Source organism: Marisediminicola senii (genome assembly GCF_011057645.1).
Lineage (GTDB): Bacteria > Actinomycetota > Actinomycetes > Actinomycetales > Microbacteriaceae > Marisediminicola > Marisediminicola senii.
Genome location: NZ_JAALGE010000012.1, coordinates 44,589 through 60,466 on the forward strand (window position 1 = coordinate 44,589; position 15,878 = coordinate 60,466).

13 protein-coding genes are annotated in these 15,878 nt (G+C 69.5%); 5 read left to right on the top strand and 8 right to left on the bottom strand.

All coding sequences use genetic code 11. The annotated features are described in order from the left end of the window. Positions 1–74: 74 nt before the first annotated feature. Both G5S38_RS15515 and G5S38_RS15520 read right to left on the bottom strand, forming a co-directional pair. The gene (locus G5S38_RS15515) at positions 75–947 is read right to left on the bottom strand and encodes an N-acetylneuraminate synthase family protein (RefSeq protein ID WP_201276607.1); all 873 of its coding nucleotides are present in this window, start codon (positions 945–947) and stop codon (positions 75–77) included. Between the two features lie 6 nt (positions 948–953). Further along, entirely contained in the window at positions 954–2,378 is a 1,425-nt protein-coding gene (locus G5S38_RS15520; protein WP_201276608.1) for an acylneuraminate cytidylyltransferase, read from the bottom strand. A 99-nt stretch (positions 2,379–2,477) separates the two neighbouring features. Between G5S38_RS15520 and G5S38_RS06360 the strand changes: the two genes are divergently transcribed. Further along, a complete protein-coding gene (locus G5S38_RS06360) occupies positions 2,478–4,076 on the top strand; it encodes an acyl-CoA carboxylase subunit beta (protein ID WP_165066033.1) in 1,599 nt (532 codons plus the stop codon). Then, the gene (locus tag G5S38_RS06365; protein ID WP_165066036.1) at positions 4,073–4,306 is read left to right on the top strand and encodes an acyl-CoA carboxylase subunit epsilon; all 234 of its coding nucleotides are present in this window, start codon (positions 4,073–4,075) and stop codon (positions 4,304–4,306) included. The genes G5S38_RS06360 and G5S38_RS06365 overlap by 4 nt, the downstream gene beginning before the upstream one ends. Before the next feature lie 484 nt (positions 4,307–4,790). On the opposite strand, the gene G5S38_RS06370 is transcribed toward G5S38_RS06365, so the two are convergent. From G5S38_RS06370 to G5S38_RS06385, 4 genes are all read right to left on the bottom strand, one after another. Continuing rightward, positions 4,791–5,840, bottom strand: coding sequence for a hypothetical protein (locus G5S38_RS06370; protein ID WP_165066039.1), 1,050 nt, complete (start codon positions 5,838–5,840; stop codon positions 4,791–4,793). Next, positions 5,840–7,174, bottom strand: a complete 1,335-nt coding sequence (locus G5S38_RS06375) for a sensor histidine kinase (RefSeq protein WP_165066041.1) — start codon at positions 7,172–7,174, stop codon at positions 5,840–5,842. Before G5S38_RS06375 ends, G5S38_RS06370 begins: the two co-directional genes overlap by 1 nt. A gap of 5 nt (positions 7,175–7,179) precedes the next feature. After that, positions 7,180–7,884 carry a response regulator transcription factor gene (locus G5S38_RS06380; protein WP_165066044.1) on the bottom strand — a complete coding sequence of 235 codons (705 nt, stop codon included), beginning with the start codon at positions 7,882–7,884 and terminating at the stop codon, positions 7,180–7,182. Between the two features lie 100 nt (positions 7,885–7,984). Further along, positions 7,985–9,253, bottom strand: coding sequence for a class I SAM-dependent RNA methyltransferase (locus G5S38_RS06385; RefSeq protein ID WP_165066047.1), 1,269 nt, complete (start codon positions 9,251–9,253; stop codon positions 7,985–7,987). 20 nt (positions 9,254–9,273) lie between these two features. Between G5S38_RS06385 and G5S38_RS06390 the strand changes: the two genes are divergently transcribed. Then, positions 9,274–9,906 (top strand): Maf family protein, encoded by a 633-nt coding sequence (locus tag G5S38_RS06390; RefSeq protein WP_165066050.1) that lies wholly within the window; start codon positions 9,274–9,276, stop codon positions 9,904–9,906. Positions 9,907–9,985: 79 nt separating this feature from the next. After that, entirely contained in the window at positions 9,986–11,752 is a 1,767-nt protein-coding gene (locus G5S38_RS06395) for an acetyl/propionyl/methylcrotonyl-CoA carboxylase subunit alpha (RefSeq protein WP_165066053.1), read from the top strand. Between the two features lie 366 nt (positions 11,753–12,118). Here the strand turns inward: G5S38_RS06395 and G5S38_RS06400 are convergent, their stop codons facing one another. Next, on the bottom strand, positions 12,119–13,087 hold the full coding sequence (locus G5S38_RS06400; protein WP_165066057.1) for an endonuclease domain-containing protein: 969 nt from the start codon (positions 13,085–13,087) through the stop codon (positions 12,119–12,121). Positions 13,088–13,519: 432 nt separating this feature from the next. After that, the gene (locus tag G5S38_RS06405; RefSeq protein ID WP_165066060.1) at positions 13,520–14,956 is read right to left on the bottom strand and encodes an NAD(P)H-quinone dehydrogenase; all 1,437 of its coding nucleotides are present in this window, start codon (positions 14,954–14,956) and stop codon (positions 13,520–13,522) included. A 117-nt stretch (positions 14,957–15,073) separates the two neighbouring features. Here G5S38_RS06405 and G5S38_RS06410 point away from each other — a divergent pair. Beyond that, positions 15,074–15,878 (top strand): purine-nucleoside phosphorylase (locus G5S38_RS06410; protein ID WP_165066063.1); only part of this gene is annotated, 805 nt, incomplete at its 3' end.

Genomic DNA, 15,878 nt, shown 5'->3' on the forward strand with positions numbered 1-15,878 from the left:
CGCCGGGCCAGCCCACGCCGGGCCAGCCCACGCCGAACCTTCCAGCGCCGGGCTCGCCCACGCCGGACCCGCCGTCACGCATCGACACGGCGCAGCTTCGCCATCGGGGCATGCTCGCCGGGGAAGACCCGCTTGACGCCGTCACCCATGGCCTCGCCGACGATGCGGATGTCGCGTACGAGGTGTTCGAATCCGGCGGGCTCGAGGGATGCCGCGTGGTCGGAGCCCCACATCGTGCGATCCATCGTGATGTGCCGCTCGACGGCGACGGCCCCGAGTGCGACGGCGGCGATCGAGACCTGCAACCCTCGCTCGTGGCCGGAGTACCCGATCGGCACGCCGGCGTAGCGGCGGCGCAGGGTCTCGATGGTGCGCAGGTTCACCTCGTCGTGCGGTAGCGGGTAGGTCGAGGTCGCGTGCATCATGACCAGGCGGTCGGTGCCGAGCACCGCGACAGCGGCGTCGATCTGCTCGATGGTCGACATTCCGGTCGAGAGGATCACCGGCTTGCCTGTCGCGGCGAGCGCGTGCAGCAGGCCGATGTCGGTGACCGACGCCGATGCGACCTTGTGCGCGACGACGTTGAGGTCTTCGAGGAACTCGACGGATGGTTCGTCCCACGGCGATGCGAACCAGGCGAGACCGCGCAGCGTCGCGTGGTCGCCGATCTCGATGTACTGCTCACGGTCGAATTCGACGCGGTACCGGTAGTCGAGGTAGGTCATGGTGCCCCACGGCGTCTCGCGCAGGGTCGACTTCATGTGCTCCGGCGTGGCGATGGCCGGGGTGCGCTTCTGGAACTTGACAGCCTGGGCGCCCGCGCCGGCCGCGACGTCGATGAGCTGCTTGGCGAGCTCGACCGAGCCGTTGTGGTTGAGTCCGATCTCCGCGATCACGTAGACCGAGAGGTCGGTTCCGATGGCGGTACCGCCGATGTCGATGGGCATGGTGGCCTACTCCTTCTCGTTCGCCGGGGGTGGTGGTGCGTCTGCGGAGGGTTGGGTGGGCGTGGTCGCCACCGGGTGCGCCGCTGCCACCGCTGGTGCCGTCGCCACCGGGTGCGCCGCTGCCACCGGTCCGGCAGCGAGGCGCCGCTCGGCGAATTCGCGGACCGCTCCGTGCCCGCCGCGGGCGTCGAGCACCACCCTGGCGGCGTGGATCACGGCGGGGTGGGCATCGCGCACGGCCATCGGCCAGCCCACGATGGCGAGGCATCCGAGGTCGTTCACGTCGTTGCCGAGGTAGGCGACCCGGTCGAGGTCGATCCCCCGGCCGGCCGCCCAGTCGCGCAGTTCCGGCGCCTTGTCGTCGATGCCCTGCACCACCTCGACGCCGAGCTTGCGGCCGCGCGCGGTGACCACGGCATTGCGCTCCCGCGACAGGATCAGCATCGGCAGGCCGGCGGTGCGCAGCTGCTCCACGCCCAGCCCGTCGGCCCGGCTGACCGTGACCGACTCCTGGCCGTCGGTCGACACGGCGACCAGGTCGTCGGTGTGCACGCCGTCGAAGTCGGTGACCAGCGCATCGATGCACGCGAACCCTGTGCCGCCAGGAGGCACGGCGCCGCGGGCCGCCCCCGCACCGTCGATGCGGTCCAGCAGCGGAGCGAGGGCCCGGGCTGCCTCGAGGTCATCCGGGGTGTCGATCTCGATCGCGCGCATCGGGTCGACGACGGCGATGCCCAGCCGCCCGAAGAACCGGTGGCCGCCAGTGCGGAACCCCTCGGTGCGCATGACGTAGAAGGCACCGGTCTCGCGGTAGTGCGGCGCCCTGTCCTGGCGGCGCGGGCGATGGGCGGCGTCGTGCCCGACCGCCGAGACGGCCCCGTCGACCAGCGTCCAGACGAAATCGTGGGTCTCGATGGCCGCGAAGACGCTGTCGGTCTCGTCGTCGAGCACACGTCGGATCGCGGCATCCATATCGCTCGCGTCGATGAATGGCGACGTCGCCTGCACCATCACGACGACCTCCGGGTCTTCGGTCGCGCGACCGCCGCGCAGCGCGTCGAGCGCGTGCAGAACTGCGGCCTCCGACCCCGCTTCGTCTCCCGAGAGTTCGGCGGGGCGCGCCACGACTACGGCACCCGCGGCTTCGGCAGCCTGCGCGATGCGGTCATCGTCGGTGCTCACCACGACCAGGTCGACCAGGGTGGATGCCACAGCCGCCGTCACCGCCCGCACCACGAGCGGCACGCCGCCCACCCTCGTCAGGTTCTTGCCCGGAATGCCCTTCGACCCGCCGCGCGCCGGAACCACCACGACGACCCGGCCCCGCGCCGTGCCGGACGAACCGATCGTCGCGCCATTCGTCACACGGCTCGTCGCACCATCCGACGCATCGTCGCCGCCGGGGTTCGCGGGCACTCCGATGTCGCTCATCCCCGAACGATAGGAACCGAGCCCATCTCGCACACCACGCGGCGGTGAACGGCCGGTGACCACTCATCGACGATTCGGCACCCGGGCTACAGTGTTGGAGTGACTGACGACACCGGCGAGCCAGACCTCTACACCACCGCGGGCAAGCTCGCCGATCTCAAGAACCGCTACCACGAGGCGGTCACGGCGAGCGGCGAAGCGGCCATCAGCAAGCAGCACGCCCGCGGCAAGATGACCGCGCGCGAACGCATCACCGGGTTGCTCGACCACGGCTCGTTCGTCGAGCTCGACGAATTCGTGCGCCACCGCACCCACGCCTTCGGCATGGAGAAGAAGCGTCCGTACGGCGATGCGGTCGTCACCGGAACCGGCACCATCCACGGGCGCCAGGTCGCCGTCTACGCACAGGACTTCACGATCTTCGGCGGCTCGCTCGGCGAGGTCGCCGGCGAGAAGATCCTCAAGGTGATGGACCTCGCGATGAAGACCGGGGTGCCCATCATCGGGATGCTGGATTCCGGCGGAGCCCGCATCCAGGAGGGTGTCGTCGCGCTCGGCAAGTACGGCGAGATCTTTCGCCGCAACACCCAGGCTTCGGGCGTCATCCCGCAGATCTCGATCATCATGGGGCCGGCCGCAGGCGGTGCCGTGTACTCCCCCGCGCTGACCGACTTCGTGATCATGGTCGACAAGACGAGCCAGATGTTCGTCACCGGCCCCGACGTGATCAAGACCGTCACGGGCGAAGACGTCGGCATGGAGGAACTCGGCGGGGCGCTCACCCACAACACGGTGTCAGGCGTCGCGCACTATCTCGCGAGCGACGAAGACGACGCGCTCGACTACGCGAGAACGCTGATCAGCTTCCTTCCCGACAACAACCTCACCGACGCCCCGGTCTACGCGAGCGACGTCGAGCTCGAGATCACCGACGCCGACCGGCAGCTGAACGGCATCATCCCCGACAGCCCGAACCAGCCATACGACGTCAAGACGGTCATCGAGCACATCGTCGACGACGGCGACTTCCTCGAGACCCAGCCCCTGTTCGCCCCGAACATCGTGGTCGGATTCGGTCGCGTCGAGGGCCGCAGCGTCGGCATCGTCGCGAACCAGCCGAACTCGATGGCCGGAACACTCAACATCGAGGCCGGCGAGAAGGCAGCGCGGTTCGTGCGCTTCTGCGATGCGTTCTCCATTCCGATCCTCACCCTCGTCGACGTGCCCGGGTACCTCCCCGGCACCGACCAGGAGTGGACGGGCGTGATCCGCCGCGGCGCCAAGCTGCTGTACGCGTACGCCGAGGCCACCGTGCCGCTGGTTACCGTCATCACCCGCAAGGCCTACGGCGGCGCCTACATCGTGATGGGCTCCAAGCAGCTCGGCGCCGACATCAACTACGCCTGGCCCACCGCCGAGATCGCCGTCATGGGCGGCCAGGGCGCGGTCAACATCCTGTATCGCGGAGAGATCCGCAAGGCAGAGGAGGCAGGGGAGGATGTCGCGGCCGTGCGCACCCGCCTGGCCAACGAATACACCTACAACGTCGCGTCGCCGTTCCTCGCGGCGGAGCGCGGCGAACTCGACGGTGTCATCGAACCGGCCGCCACACGTGTCGCCGTCGTCAAGGCCATGCGCGCGCTGCGCACCAAGAGGGCCACCCTGCCCCCGAAGAAGCACGGGAACATCCCACTGTGACCGAACCTGCAGCCGCGAGCGCGGCGGCGGCCGATGACATCCGCATCGTGGGCGGTTCACCCAGCGACGACGAGATCGCGGCCATCACGGCGGTACTGCACGACCTGGCCAGTAGTGTCGACGATCACCCGGTGGTCGAGACCGCGCCGGAGAGCGCCTGGCAGCGCGACCGGCGGCCGATCCGCGGCGCAGTCAGCCGAGGCCCCGGGGCGTGGCGCGGTTTCCACTGATCCCGGTCTATGCGTTCGCATGCACAACGGGATCCGTTGTCGGGTAGCCGCAAGACAAAGCGATCCGCACTCAACACGCGTTGATGTGGTGCGGATTCGGTCGACAATGCGTGAAGTCCCGACGGATTTCGTGTCGTTTCGCGCTTCCGTACCCCGCGTTTAGTTGCTAGTGTCACCGGTAAGTGCACAAGACGTGCACATTCTGCCGCCGGGCATCTCCGACATTTATCCGAAATGTACCCCGAAAGTCCCCCGAAGTGCCGACTGGCATCGGAGTGTGACACGCGTCATTATTGTCATTGCTAGGTGTACCTCTTTGGGTTACACGACCAATCGCTGGTCGACTAGGGTAAGCGGGCCAGCGAATTGGGGGCGAGTCAGGGCGACATTCGGGTTGCCGCCCTGACTCGGGGATTGGAATGGGATCGGCCTGGGGGCCGGTCCCATTTCCATGTCCGGGGCAGGCTGCAGATCCGCTGCAGGCTCAGACAGGGCTGTCGGCCCGTGCCCTGCGCGGGATCTCGAGCCACAGGTCGATCTCATCGCCGTTGTCGTCATCGTCGTGGTCTGGCCCGAGCTGTGCATCGACGTCGCCGCGCGCGGAGTTGAGCCCGACGACCGTGACCGCGGTCTCGGAGTCGTGCGGAACGGTGCGCACGACGAGCTTCTGCGCACCCGAAGACGAAATCGCCGATGCGAGCAGGTTCAGCACCCGCTCGACGTCGACCTCCGACATGTCGTCGATCCCGCCCTCGTCGAGGAGCGTCACCGTGGTGCCCCTCCGGCGAGCAGCCATCACCTCGTCGCGCACCCGGTTGTTGAGCAGGCCCCTGCCGCGGATCTCGTCGCGGATGGCGCCTTCCAGGTAGAGGCATTCCTGGCGCTCGGCCTCGGTGAGGCGGCCGCCGGTGGCGACGATGCGGCTGAGGATCGGCAACGCGATGCGGCTGGTCTGGCCGAGGCGGAACTGACGCTCGAAGATATGCGCCTCCTGCGCGGCGCGCCACGCTGCCGCCTCCCGTTCGGCGAGGGCGTACTGGCGGGCATCCCGGCTGGCCGACGCGAGCGAATAGGCCAACGCGTGCGAGATCGCGACCCAACCGATGCTGCCGATCACCCCGTAGACGATGAGGCCATCCAGGCCCTCCCACGCCACGGTCTGCACGGCGAGCGCAGCGACTCCGATCCAGGCGAAGGTCTGCCGACGCCTCGTGGACGTGATCACCATGAGGGTTCCGATGGCGGCGGTGTGCCACCCCGCATACGTTCCCGCCGCTCCGCCAGGCAACTGGCTGTTGACGAGCAGCGACATGGCGACGGATGCCGCGACATTGAACGAGGCGAGCCAGACGGGCATGCGGGGCTCGCGCGTACCGACCAGGCTGGCGACGGTAGCGACGGCGTAGATGACCATGGCGGCGATGTACGGCCCGCGCGACACCGGTACCGATATCGACACCAGGGCGAGCACGAGGTGGTACGCCGAGAAGATGGAGACCAGCGAGATGACCAGCGACCGGGGTACCGAGATCATCAGAGGGCCGATCCGACCACGGGATCGGCAGCGCCGTCGACGATCGCCGCGCGGCGACGGCGGTGGTCGGCGCCCGACGGCGTGACGTCGGCTGGCTCCTCCGTAACGGTGACCGTGACGGGCCACGCGATCCTGATGACGGTGCCCTCCCCCGGGTGGGAGTCGATCTCGACCCGTCCACCGGCATTGGCCACCCGCTCGATGATCGAGACGCGCAGTCCGATCCGCCCGACAGGCACCGCGCCGACGTCGAAGCCGATGCCGGTGTCGCCGATCTCGACGACGATGCCTCCGGCGGGCGCCGGGCCCACCGAGACCCACCGGGCGATGTGCGCGCCCGTGCCCGCGTGCTGGGCGCTGTTCACCATGGACTGCGTGACGGCTGCGGCGATCGCCTCCGCGCTCTGCGCGGGAATCTGCCCGTCGCCGACACTCGCGGCGGTCACGTCGAACTGTGCCGCGACGCCGCGCGACTCGCGGCGGATCCGTGCGACGAGCTCGGTGAGGGGGGTCATCACCGCGCCGTCGGGCGACGACGTCGCCGCATCGCGCAGGTGGCCCATGGCGTTCTCCGCCATACGCGCGGCCATCCGTTCGGCGTCCGGCGTGGGCGAGCGCGCGGCCGACAGCAAGGTGGTGAGCACGCTGTCGTGCACGATCGAGTCGACCTGCACCCGCTCCACCTCGGTGGCGTGCTGCCCCACCGCGGTGGAATAGCGCTCCAGTGCCATCGACTGGGCGAGGTCGACGGCGGCCGCGGCCTGCCGCAGCATGGTGATGATCACCAGCACTGCGCCGCCGAGGATCACCGCGTACAGCACGTCGAGAGATACCTGCTGCACGCTCCCGCTTCCCCCGGCGGGCATCAGCCGCACCACGCCGAACGTGATCGGCGCGGCGAACAGCACGAGCGTGGACGCCCAGACCGGGAAGGCGACGGCGGCCGCCGTGGTGGCGACGGTGCACAGCATCCATGGCCACGGCCGGTCCGCAAGGGGCGCGAACGGTTCGACCGCGCCGATGGGCCAGGTGCCCATGGCCGCGAACCAGCTGACGACGACATAGCTGCTCGCCGTGCGAACCCATCGCTTCGAGATCGATGACACCGCGGCGAAGATGAGGCCACCGAAGACGGCGATGTTGACGGCGATCGTCCACGGCGGGGTGAGGACGCCGTTCTGCTCGAGCATGATCGGGAACGCCTGCGCCCCGAACAGCAGGCCGAAGGCGGCCGATGCGCGAAAGACCACGGTCTCGATCTGGCGGCGACTGATCGGGTTGCGCGGCAGCCTGCTCGTGACGGGGCTCGCGAGGTCTGCCTGTGCGCGCTGCATCGGTCTCAGCGACCGTCGATGCCGTCGGGGTCGAGCCCGGGGAGGATGCCGTCTTCTACCGCGCGGCGCAGCAGGTCGACCTTGGTCGGCGCCGGCCTGCCCACCTCGACGTACTTGGTGCGGATGCGGTCGAGGTATTCCCGCGCGGTCGAGTAGCCGATGCCGAGCTGCTGGGCGGCGAGCTTCAGCGGAAAGCCGGAGGCGTAGAGGTGCAGGATCTCGCGCTCGCGGCGCCCGAGCTGCGCCTTGGCGAAGTCGCTGTCGGCGTCGATCGCGGTAGCCCACTCCAGGTTGTTGAGCACTTCGCCGTGCGCAACGGTCTCGACGGCGGCCATCACGGTCTTCGTCGACGACGACTTGGGGATGACGCCGGCAGCGCCCGCGGCGAGGGCCTCGCGCACCAGGGCGACACGGTCGGCAATGCTGTGGATGAGTACGGCGGCGCCGATGGCCTGCACGCCCTTGACGTTCTCGGTGACCGATTCGCCGTCTCCCAGCGACAGGTCGAGCACGACGACGTCGCATTCCTTGCCTGCCATCTCGGCGACGAGCGCGGGAACGGATGCCGCGGTGGCGATGACCGCGAAGCCGGCCTCGATGCAGGCGGCCTTGAGCCCCAATCGCACGGACTCGTGGTCGTCGACGATCGACACGCGCACGGCAGAGGCGGGACGCTCCGTCTCTTCACTGCTCTTGGTCACCGTGACCATACGTGTACCGCCCCCATCCCGCTGTGTAGCCCGGGTCACCTCTCGGGCCAGGCGCTGGCTCCCATGCTAGCGGGCACCGGGCGATCCGTCGCCGGAAGCGTCAGGCTCGCCGGAAGGTCGCGACCGCTTCGACGTGGTGGGTATTGGGGAACAGGTCGAATCCGCGCATGCCGGTGAGTTCGTACCCCTTCTCGGCGAAGATCGCGGTGTCCCGCGCGAGCGCGACCGGGTCGCACGCGACGTAGACCACCTGGGCGACCTTCACCGCGGCCAGGCCATCCACGACGACCTTGCCTGCGCCGGACCGCGGGGGGTCGAGGATGACGGTGGCGCGCGTCATCCGTTCCCTCTCGGCGGAGCCGGCCGTCTTCGTCACACCCCGCAGGTACGCGTCGACGCGGGCGGTTACCGCACTCGCCCCCACCCAGTCGGAGAGGTTGTACCCGGCGTGCCCGGTCGCCACGTGGTCGCTCTCGACCGTGGTGATTCGTACCCCGGGGCCGAAGCGGTCGCCGACGGCCGCAGCGAGCAGCCCGACCCCGCCGTACAGGTCGAGGTTGGCCGCGGACGGGTCGAACGCGTCGGGGTCGATGGCCTGTTGCACGGCCGCGGTGAGGGTGGCTGCGGCGTGCCGGTGCACCTGCCAGAAACCGCGGGTGTCGAGCCTGAAGTCGCGCTCGCCGACCCGTTCGACGATCGAACCGGTGCGGGGGGCGCGTTCGCGGGTACGGCCGCCCACGACGACGTAGGGGTTGCCGGTCGACGGAACGATCACGTCGACGTATTCCGCGCCGGCGAAGGTCTCGCCGAGTGGGGCGATGGCCCTGGCCTCGGGAACGGCGAGCGGCAGGTCGTCGACCGGGATCACCCGGTGCGACCGCGCAGCGTACTGGCCGGGGGTGCCGTTCTCGTCGACGTGGAGGCGCAGCCGGGTGCGCCAGCCCATTCCGGTGACCTCGGCGGCGTCATCCTGGGTCTCCCCCGACGGCAGTGCCTCGACGGTCGTCTCCCGGTCGATGCGTGCCATGCGACTGAACGAATCGGCGAGCACCCGCTCCTTGAGCTCGCGCTGGTGGGCCACCTCGATGTGGCCGAACTCCGCGCCGCCGGCACGGTCGGCGGTGGAGCGGTCGAGGGATGCCGCGGCCCACGGGTGCGGCCGGCGGTGCTCCGACGGCGTGATGACCTCGATGGTCTCGGCCCGCCAGAACGACTTCTTGGCGTCGTCGGTGATCTCTGCCACCACGGTCTCGCCGGGAATGGCGTCACTGACGAACACCACGCGCCCCTCGTGCCTGGCTACGAAGACCCCGCCGTGCGCGACCCCGGTAATCTCGAGCTCGACGTGCCGTCCCTGCATGTCACCCATGTCCCAAGCTTAGGAGCACCGTGCGCCTCCACCTGGCCTCGACCTCGCCCGCCCGCCTAGCCACCCTGCGCGCCGCGGGGATCGAACCGGTCGTCGTGCCGTCGTTGGTCGACGAGGATGCCGCGGTCGCGGCGTGGCAGGCCGAGAACGGGCCGATCGACGCGGTGACCATGGTCGAGCTGCTCGCGCGCGCCAAGGCCGAGGCCGTGGTGTCGCCCTCCATCGACGGCTTCGTGCTGGGCGGCGACTCGGCGTTCGAGCTCGACGGAGTCATCTACGGCAAGCCCCACACCCCGGAGGTCGCCAGGGAACGGTGGATGCTGCAGCGCGGGCGCACGGGGCACCTGCACTCGGGGCACTGGCTGATCGACCACCGGGGTGGAAGAGCGGCGGCATCCACCGGGATCGTCACCACCACGAGCGTGACCTTCGCCTCCGACATCACCGACGAGGAGATCGACGCCTACATCGCGACCGGCGAACCGCTGCACGTCGCGGGCGCATTCACCATAGACAGCCTCGGTGCGCCGTTCATCACCGGGGTCGACGGCGACCCGCACGCGGTCGTCGGCCTGTCGCTGGCGGCGCTCCGGCAGCTGCTGCTCGAGTTCGGGGTGCACTGGCCCGCACTGTGGAACCGCCCCCGCTTGTAGACATCATTTCGGCTCTATGCCGGTTTTTTGTGGGTGGTGTCCAATTCGAGGGGCATCAGCGGCAATAGGCTGAGTCACTATGCCCCGGATAACCAAGGTCCTCATCGCCAATCGCGGAGAGATCGCCGTACGAGTGATCCGGGCCGCGAAAGACAGCGGCATCCTCTCCGTCGCCGTCTACGCCGACCAGGATCGCGATGCCCGCCACGCCAAGCTGGCCGACGAGGCTTACGCGCTCGACGGCGCGACATCGGCCGAGACCTACCTGCGCATCGACAAGATCCTCTCGGTCGCCCGCCGCAGCGGCGCAGACGCAGTGCACCCCGGCTACGGGTTCCTCGCCGAGAACGCAGAGTTCGCCAGGGCCGTCATCGACGCCGGGCTGGTGTGGATCGGTCCGAGCGCCGAAGCGATCGAGCAGCTCGGGGACAAGGTCTCCGCGCGGCACATCGCCGAGCGCGTCGGGGCACCGCTGGCCCCCGGCACCCTGAACCCCGTCGCCGACGCATCCGAGGTCCTCGACTTCGTCGACCTGCACGGCCTGCCGGTCGCCATCAAGGCGGCGTTCGGGGGCGGCGGGCGCGGGCTCAAGGTCGCCCGCACCCGCGAAGAGGTGCCCGAGCTGTTCGACTCGGCGACCCGCGAGGCCGTGGCCGCCTTCGGCCGGGGCGAGTGCTTCGTCGAGAAGTATCTCGACAAGCCGCGCCACGTCGAGACCCAGTGCCTCGCCGACGCGTTCGGTACCGTCGTCGTCATCTCCACCCGGGACTGCTCGCTGCAGCGCCGCCACCAGAAGCTCGTGGAGGAGGCGCCCGCGCCGTTCCTCACCGACGAGCAGAACGCGATGCTGTACTCGGCGTCGAAGGCCATCCTCGCCGAGGTCGGCTACGTCGGCGCTGGAACCTGCGAGTTCCTCGTCGCCCGTGACGGCACCATCTCGTTCCTCGAGGTCAACACGCGGCTGCAGGTCGAGCACCCGGTCTCGGAGGAGGTCACCGGCATCGACCTGGTGCGCGAGCAGTTCCGCATCGCCGAGGGCGAGGCGATCGGCTACGGCGACCCCGTCGCGCGCGGGCACTCCATCGAGTTCCGCATCAACGGCGAGGACCCGGGGATCGGGTTCATGCCGTCGCCCGGCCCCGTCTCCGTGCTGCGCTTTCCCGGTGGTCCCGGCGTGCGCGTCGACAGCGGTGTGACCACCGGCGACGTGATCAGCGGCGCGTTCGACTCGCTGCTGGCGAAGCTCATCGTGACCGGATCATCGCGCGCCGACGCACTCGAGCGCGCCCGCCGCGCCCTCGACGAGTTCGAGATCGCCGGTCTCCCCACCGTGCTGCCGTTCCACCGCGCCGTCGTGCGCGAGCCCGCGTTCACGTCCGAGCCGTTCGGGGTCTTCACCCGCTGGATCGAGACCGAGTTCGACAACACCATCGAGCCGTGGAGCGGATCGCTCGCCGGATCGCCGGCCGGGGTGCAGCCGGCAGCGGCGCGCACCACGATGGTGATCGAGGTCGGCGGCAAGCGCGTCGAGGTCAGCCTGCCCGAGCGCATCGCGTCGGCCGGTGCCGCGCCCGCAGCGCCTCCCGCCCCGCGCCGTCACGCCGCCTCTCGGGCGGTGCCGACGGCGACGGGCGCCTCGGTGAAGGCACCCATGCAGGCCACCGTCGTGACCCTGTCGGTCGCCAACGGCGCGGTCGTCGTGAAGGGCGACCTGATCCTGGTGCTCGAGGCGATGAAGATGGAGCAGCCCATCACCGCCCACAAGGACGGCACGGTCGCGAACCTCGATGCCGTCGTCGGCGCGACGGTGCCGTCCGGGCACCTACTGCTCGACATCGTCGGGTAGGTCGGGGGCGCGGGCTGGTAGCCCAGGGCTCGGGCTGCCGACTGCCGACACTCGTCTCTTTCATCATTCAGGAACTCGCCGGCGGAATGCCTCATCATTCAGGAACCCGCGCGCGAAGTTCCTCCGTATTCAGGAACCCGCCGACACCTCTGCGCAGTATTCAGGAGTTCGGGCTCAGATCAGCCCTTTAGGGGAACTGGATGCCGCGGCATCCGTCCCACTTGGCCTTTTCCGTCGCCACAATTCCTGAATTCTGAAAATGAGCCGCGGCACTGCAAAGTGGCTGACGGGCGGCGCGGCGGCACCGCAATGTGACGGCCTGCTCCGCAGCTGACGCGCTACTCGCCGACACCGCAACGCGGCAGTTCAGTCCTTGGACTGCTCGATCGCGGCCCGCACCATGCGATCGCACCACGACCAGTCGGTGACGATGCGGCGAAAGCTCAGCCGCACGACGATGAATCCGCGCGCGGTGAGTTCTGCGGAACGCCAGCGGTCGAGTTCGAACGACTCGGGATCGACATGGTACTGGCGGCCGTCGACCTCGATGACGACTCTCGTGCCGTCAACGATGGCGTCGACCCGTCCGACATCGGCGACGTGCACCTGCTGGATGAGATCGATACCCACCGCCCCGAGTCGCTGGCGCACCAATGACTCCGGTCCAGATTCGCTCCCCTCCCGACACAGGTGCGCAACCTTTCGGTCCTCGTCGGACGCGTTCTCGAAATACGTCAACAGCGTGGGACGGTCAACGAACGCGAGCGCCGTGTCGAGGCACGCGATAGCCGTCTCCCGGTCAGACCAGGCGACCATCTGTCGGAGGCAGACCGGGAGCGGCACTCGCCATGACTCCGGCCCGAGTTCTGGGACGGCTCCGCCCGCGAGCCAGTGCAGCACCGTCGGCCGGGGCGCAGTGTCCGGACACAGCGGCGACCCGTCGACAAAGCTCGGGGGCCGGTTGGTACGGAGCCGGGACGACGTCCGGCCGACCGAAACATGCAGGCGAGGGTCGAAACCCGACCACAGTCCATAGGATGCTGCCGCTGACGGCCCCGCGAGCAGGCCACCGATCCGAGCCGCCGCGATGGCGTCGTCACCAGCCGCCGCGGTCACGTACCTCGCCTGCCGAACGCGGCGGATATCCCCGAGCTTCACCGCCGCCGTCAGGTCGTAGCCGCTGAGCCCGGCGCCGATGAGTTGCTGTCGCGTCGCGATCCCGCCGAACGAGTCGACGATTACCGCCGCGGAACTTGCCCGGCGTGACGTCCGCCGCTGAGGACGGCGCGCGCCCGCTCGGTCCCTGGCATTATCGGGCACGCTCACGGAGGTCATGGGGAATGATGTGTCGCCGCGCGGGCGGAATGGCGGCCCGCCGCGACATCCGTGGACCGCAGCGAGACGGCGTGGCCCGGGAGGACAGGTGGCGCGGCAGCGGGGCGGCGGGCTGGCGCGGAGGCGCCGGTGGCAGCATCCATTCTCGTCACGGGCCAGCAGTCGTTTCATCATTCAGGAACCGGCGCCGGCAGGCCGCGGTCAGGGCTGCCAAACCGCAGCGGGATCGTTCAGTTATCGTACGGATGGGTCATGAAAAGCCCGGCCTTCCTGAATGATGAAGGCGTCGGCCCGGCAATTCCTGAATAATGACGAAATCGGGCCGCCCGTTCCTGAATGATGACGAAATCGGGCCGCCCGTTCCTGAATAGTGACAGCAGGACAGCGGCCGAAGGACCGGACGGCAGCAGCTCGGCCGCCCGCCCAGCACCCCTACGCGACGATGTGCATCGCCCGCGCGGCATCCGTGATGCTGCCAGACAGCGACGGGTACACCGCGAATGCCCGCGCCACCTGGTCGACCGTGAGGCGGTGCTCGATCGCGATCGCGATCGGCAGGATCAGCTCCGACGCGTGCGGCGCCACGATGACCCCGCCGATCACGGTGCCGGAGCCGGTGCGAGCGAACAGCTTGACGAAGCCCTCCTTGAGGCCCTGCATCTTCGCGCGCGGGTTCGACGCGAGCGGCAACTTGTAGATCGTGCCCTGCGCGACACCGTCTTCGATCTGCTTCTGGGTCCAGCCGACGGTCGCGATCTCCGGCTGGGTGAAGATGTTGGATGTCACGTTCCGCAACTCGGTCGGATTCACCGCGTCGCCCATCGCGTGGAACACCGCCGCGCGACCCTGCATCGACGCGACAGACGCGAGCGGCAGGAAGTCGGAGCAGTCCCCGGCGGCGTAGATGCTCGGCATCGACGTGCGCGCGACGCGGTTGACCCTGATGTGGCCCGACTCGGTCAGCTGCACGCCGGCCTCCTCGAGCCCGATGCCCGCCGTATTCGGGATCGACCCGACCGCGAGCAGGCAGTGGCTGCCCTCGACGGTGCGCCCGTCGGCCAGGGTAGCCACGACGCCGGTGTCGGTGCGGGTCACCGACGACGCGCGCGACTTCGACAGCACCGTCATGCCGTTGCGCTTGAAGACGTCCTCGATCACGCGGGCGGCATCGGCGTCCTCGCCGGGCAGCACCTGGTCGCGGCTCGAGATGAGGGTCACTTCAGAGCCGAGCGCCCGGTAGGCCGAGGCGAACTCGGCCCCGGTCACGCCCGATCCGACGACGATGAGGTGCTCCGGCACCGACTGCAGCGTGTACAGCTGAGTCCAGGTGAAGATGCGTTCCCCGTCGGGCTGCGCCGTGGGCAGGATGCGGGGGCTCGCGCCGACCGAGACGATGAGGGTGTCGGCGTCGATCTCGTCGAAGTCCGTCGCACCGGATCCCCGGCCGGTCGACACGATGAGCCGCTGTGGGCCGTCGAGGCGGCCGTCGCCCTCCACGATGCGCACGCCGGCCTTGATGAGCTGCGACTTCATGTCGTCGGACTGCTGGCGGGCGAGGCGCAGCAGGCGCGCGTTCACCGCGGAGAGGTTGACCGCGACCTCGGGGCGCACCGGCCGGCCCGATTCGTTGCGGCCGAAGAACTGCACGCCGAGGTCGGCGGCCTCCTTGATCGAGTTGGATGCCTCGGCCGTCGCAATCAGCGTCTTCGACGGCACCACGTCGGTGAGGACCGCGGACCCACCCACCCCGACGCGTTCGACCAGCGTGACCTCGGCGCCGAGCTGCGCGCCGGCCAGCGCGGCCTCGTAGCCCCCAGGGCCCCCGCCGAGAATGGCAATGCGCTGCTTACGGTCGAACTCATAGGACATGCGTTCATTCTCGCTCACCCGCGACGGCCACCCAAACCCGCGCGCCAGCCCCCGCCCGCGCCCGCGCCGACACTCCCCTGCCGATACTGCGCGGGCCGAATGCATAGGGTGGGAAGCATGTCGAGCACCCACGCGCACCCCCTCTCCGATCCCCAGGCCGACCCGTTCGAGATCGCCGCGGCCGCCGCCGCCGATATCGCCGAGAAGACCGGCATCGAGAAGCACGAGATCGCCCTCACGCTCGGCTCCGGCTGGGCGAAGGCCGCCGACCTCATCGGCGAGACCGTCGCGACCATCCCGGCGACCGAGGTCACCGGCTTCAGCGCACCCGCCCTCGAGGGGCACGGCGGCTCGATCCGCTCGATCCGCCTGCCGAACGGCAGCCACGCGCTCGTGATCGGCGCCCGCACCCACTATTACGAGGGCCACGGTGTTCGGCGCGTGGTACACAGCGTGCGCACCGCAGCCGCCACCGGTGCATCCATCATGATCCTCACCAACGGCGCGGGCGGTATCAAGCCAACCTGGACCCCCGGCACCCCGGTGCTCATCAGCGACCACATCAACCTCACCGCAGACTCCCCACTCGAGGGCGCGACCTTCGTCGACCTCACCGACCTGTACTCCCGGCGGCTGCGCGACATCGCCCGCACGATCGACCCGACACTCGACGAGGGCGTCTACACGCAGTTCCGCGGACCGCACTACGAGACCCCGGCCGAGGTGCAGATGGCGAAGACCATCGGCGGGCACATCGTCGGCATGTCGACCGCCCTCGAAGCCATCGCCGCCCGCCAGTCGGGCATGGAAGTGCTCGGCCTGTCGCTGATCACCAACCTCGCCGCGGGCATCCCGAGCACGCCGCCCAGCCCCGCCGCAGTCCCCGAGGCCGGCGCCGCCGCCGCACCCGCGATCAGCGCCC

Excerpts from the sequence above, each read along its gene's own strand:
- G5S38_RS15515 (WP_201276607.1), bottom strand. The coding sequence starts at position 947 with ATGCCCATCGACATCGGCGGTACCGCCATCGGAACCGACCTCTCGGTC.
- G5S38_RS15520 (WP_201276608.1), bottom strand. The coding sequence starts at position 2,378 with ATGAGCGACATCGGAGTGCCCGCGAACCCCGGCGGCGACGATGCGTCG.
- G5S38_RS06370 (WP_165066039.1), bottom strand. The coding sequence starts at position 5,840 with ATGATCTCGGTACCCCGGTCGCTGGTCATCTCGCTGGTCTCCATCTTC.
- G5S38_RS06375 (WP_165066041.1), bottom strand. The coding sequence starts at position 7,174 with ATGCAGCGCGCACAGGCAGACCTCGCGAGCCCCGTCACGAGCAGGCTG.
- G5S38_RS06380 (WP_165066044.1), bottom strand. The coding sequence starts at position 7,884 with ATGGTCACGGTGACCAAGAGCAGTGAAGAGACGGAGCGTCCCGCCTCT.
- G5S38_RS06385 (WP_165066047.1), bottom strand. The coding sequence starts at position 9,253 with ATGGGTGACATGCAGGGACGGCACGTCGAGCTCGAGATTACCGGGGTC.
- G5S38_RS06395 (WP_165066053.1), top strand. The coding sequence starts at position 9,986 with ATGCCCCGGATAACCAAGGTCCTCATCGCCAATCGCGGAGAGATCGCC.
- G5S38_RS06400 (WP_165066057.1), bottom strand. The coding sequence starts at position 13,087 with ATGACCTCCGTGAGCGTGCCCGATAATGCCAGGGACCGAGCGGGCGCG.
- G5S38_RS06405 (WP_165066060.1), bottom strand. The coding sequence starts at position 14,956 with ATGTCCTATGAGTTCGACCGTAAGCAGCGCATTGCCATTCTCGGCGGG.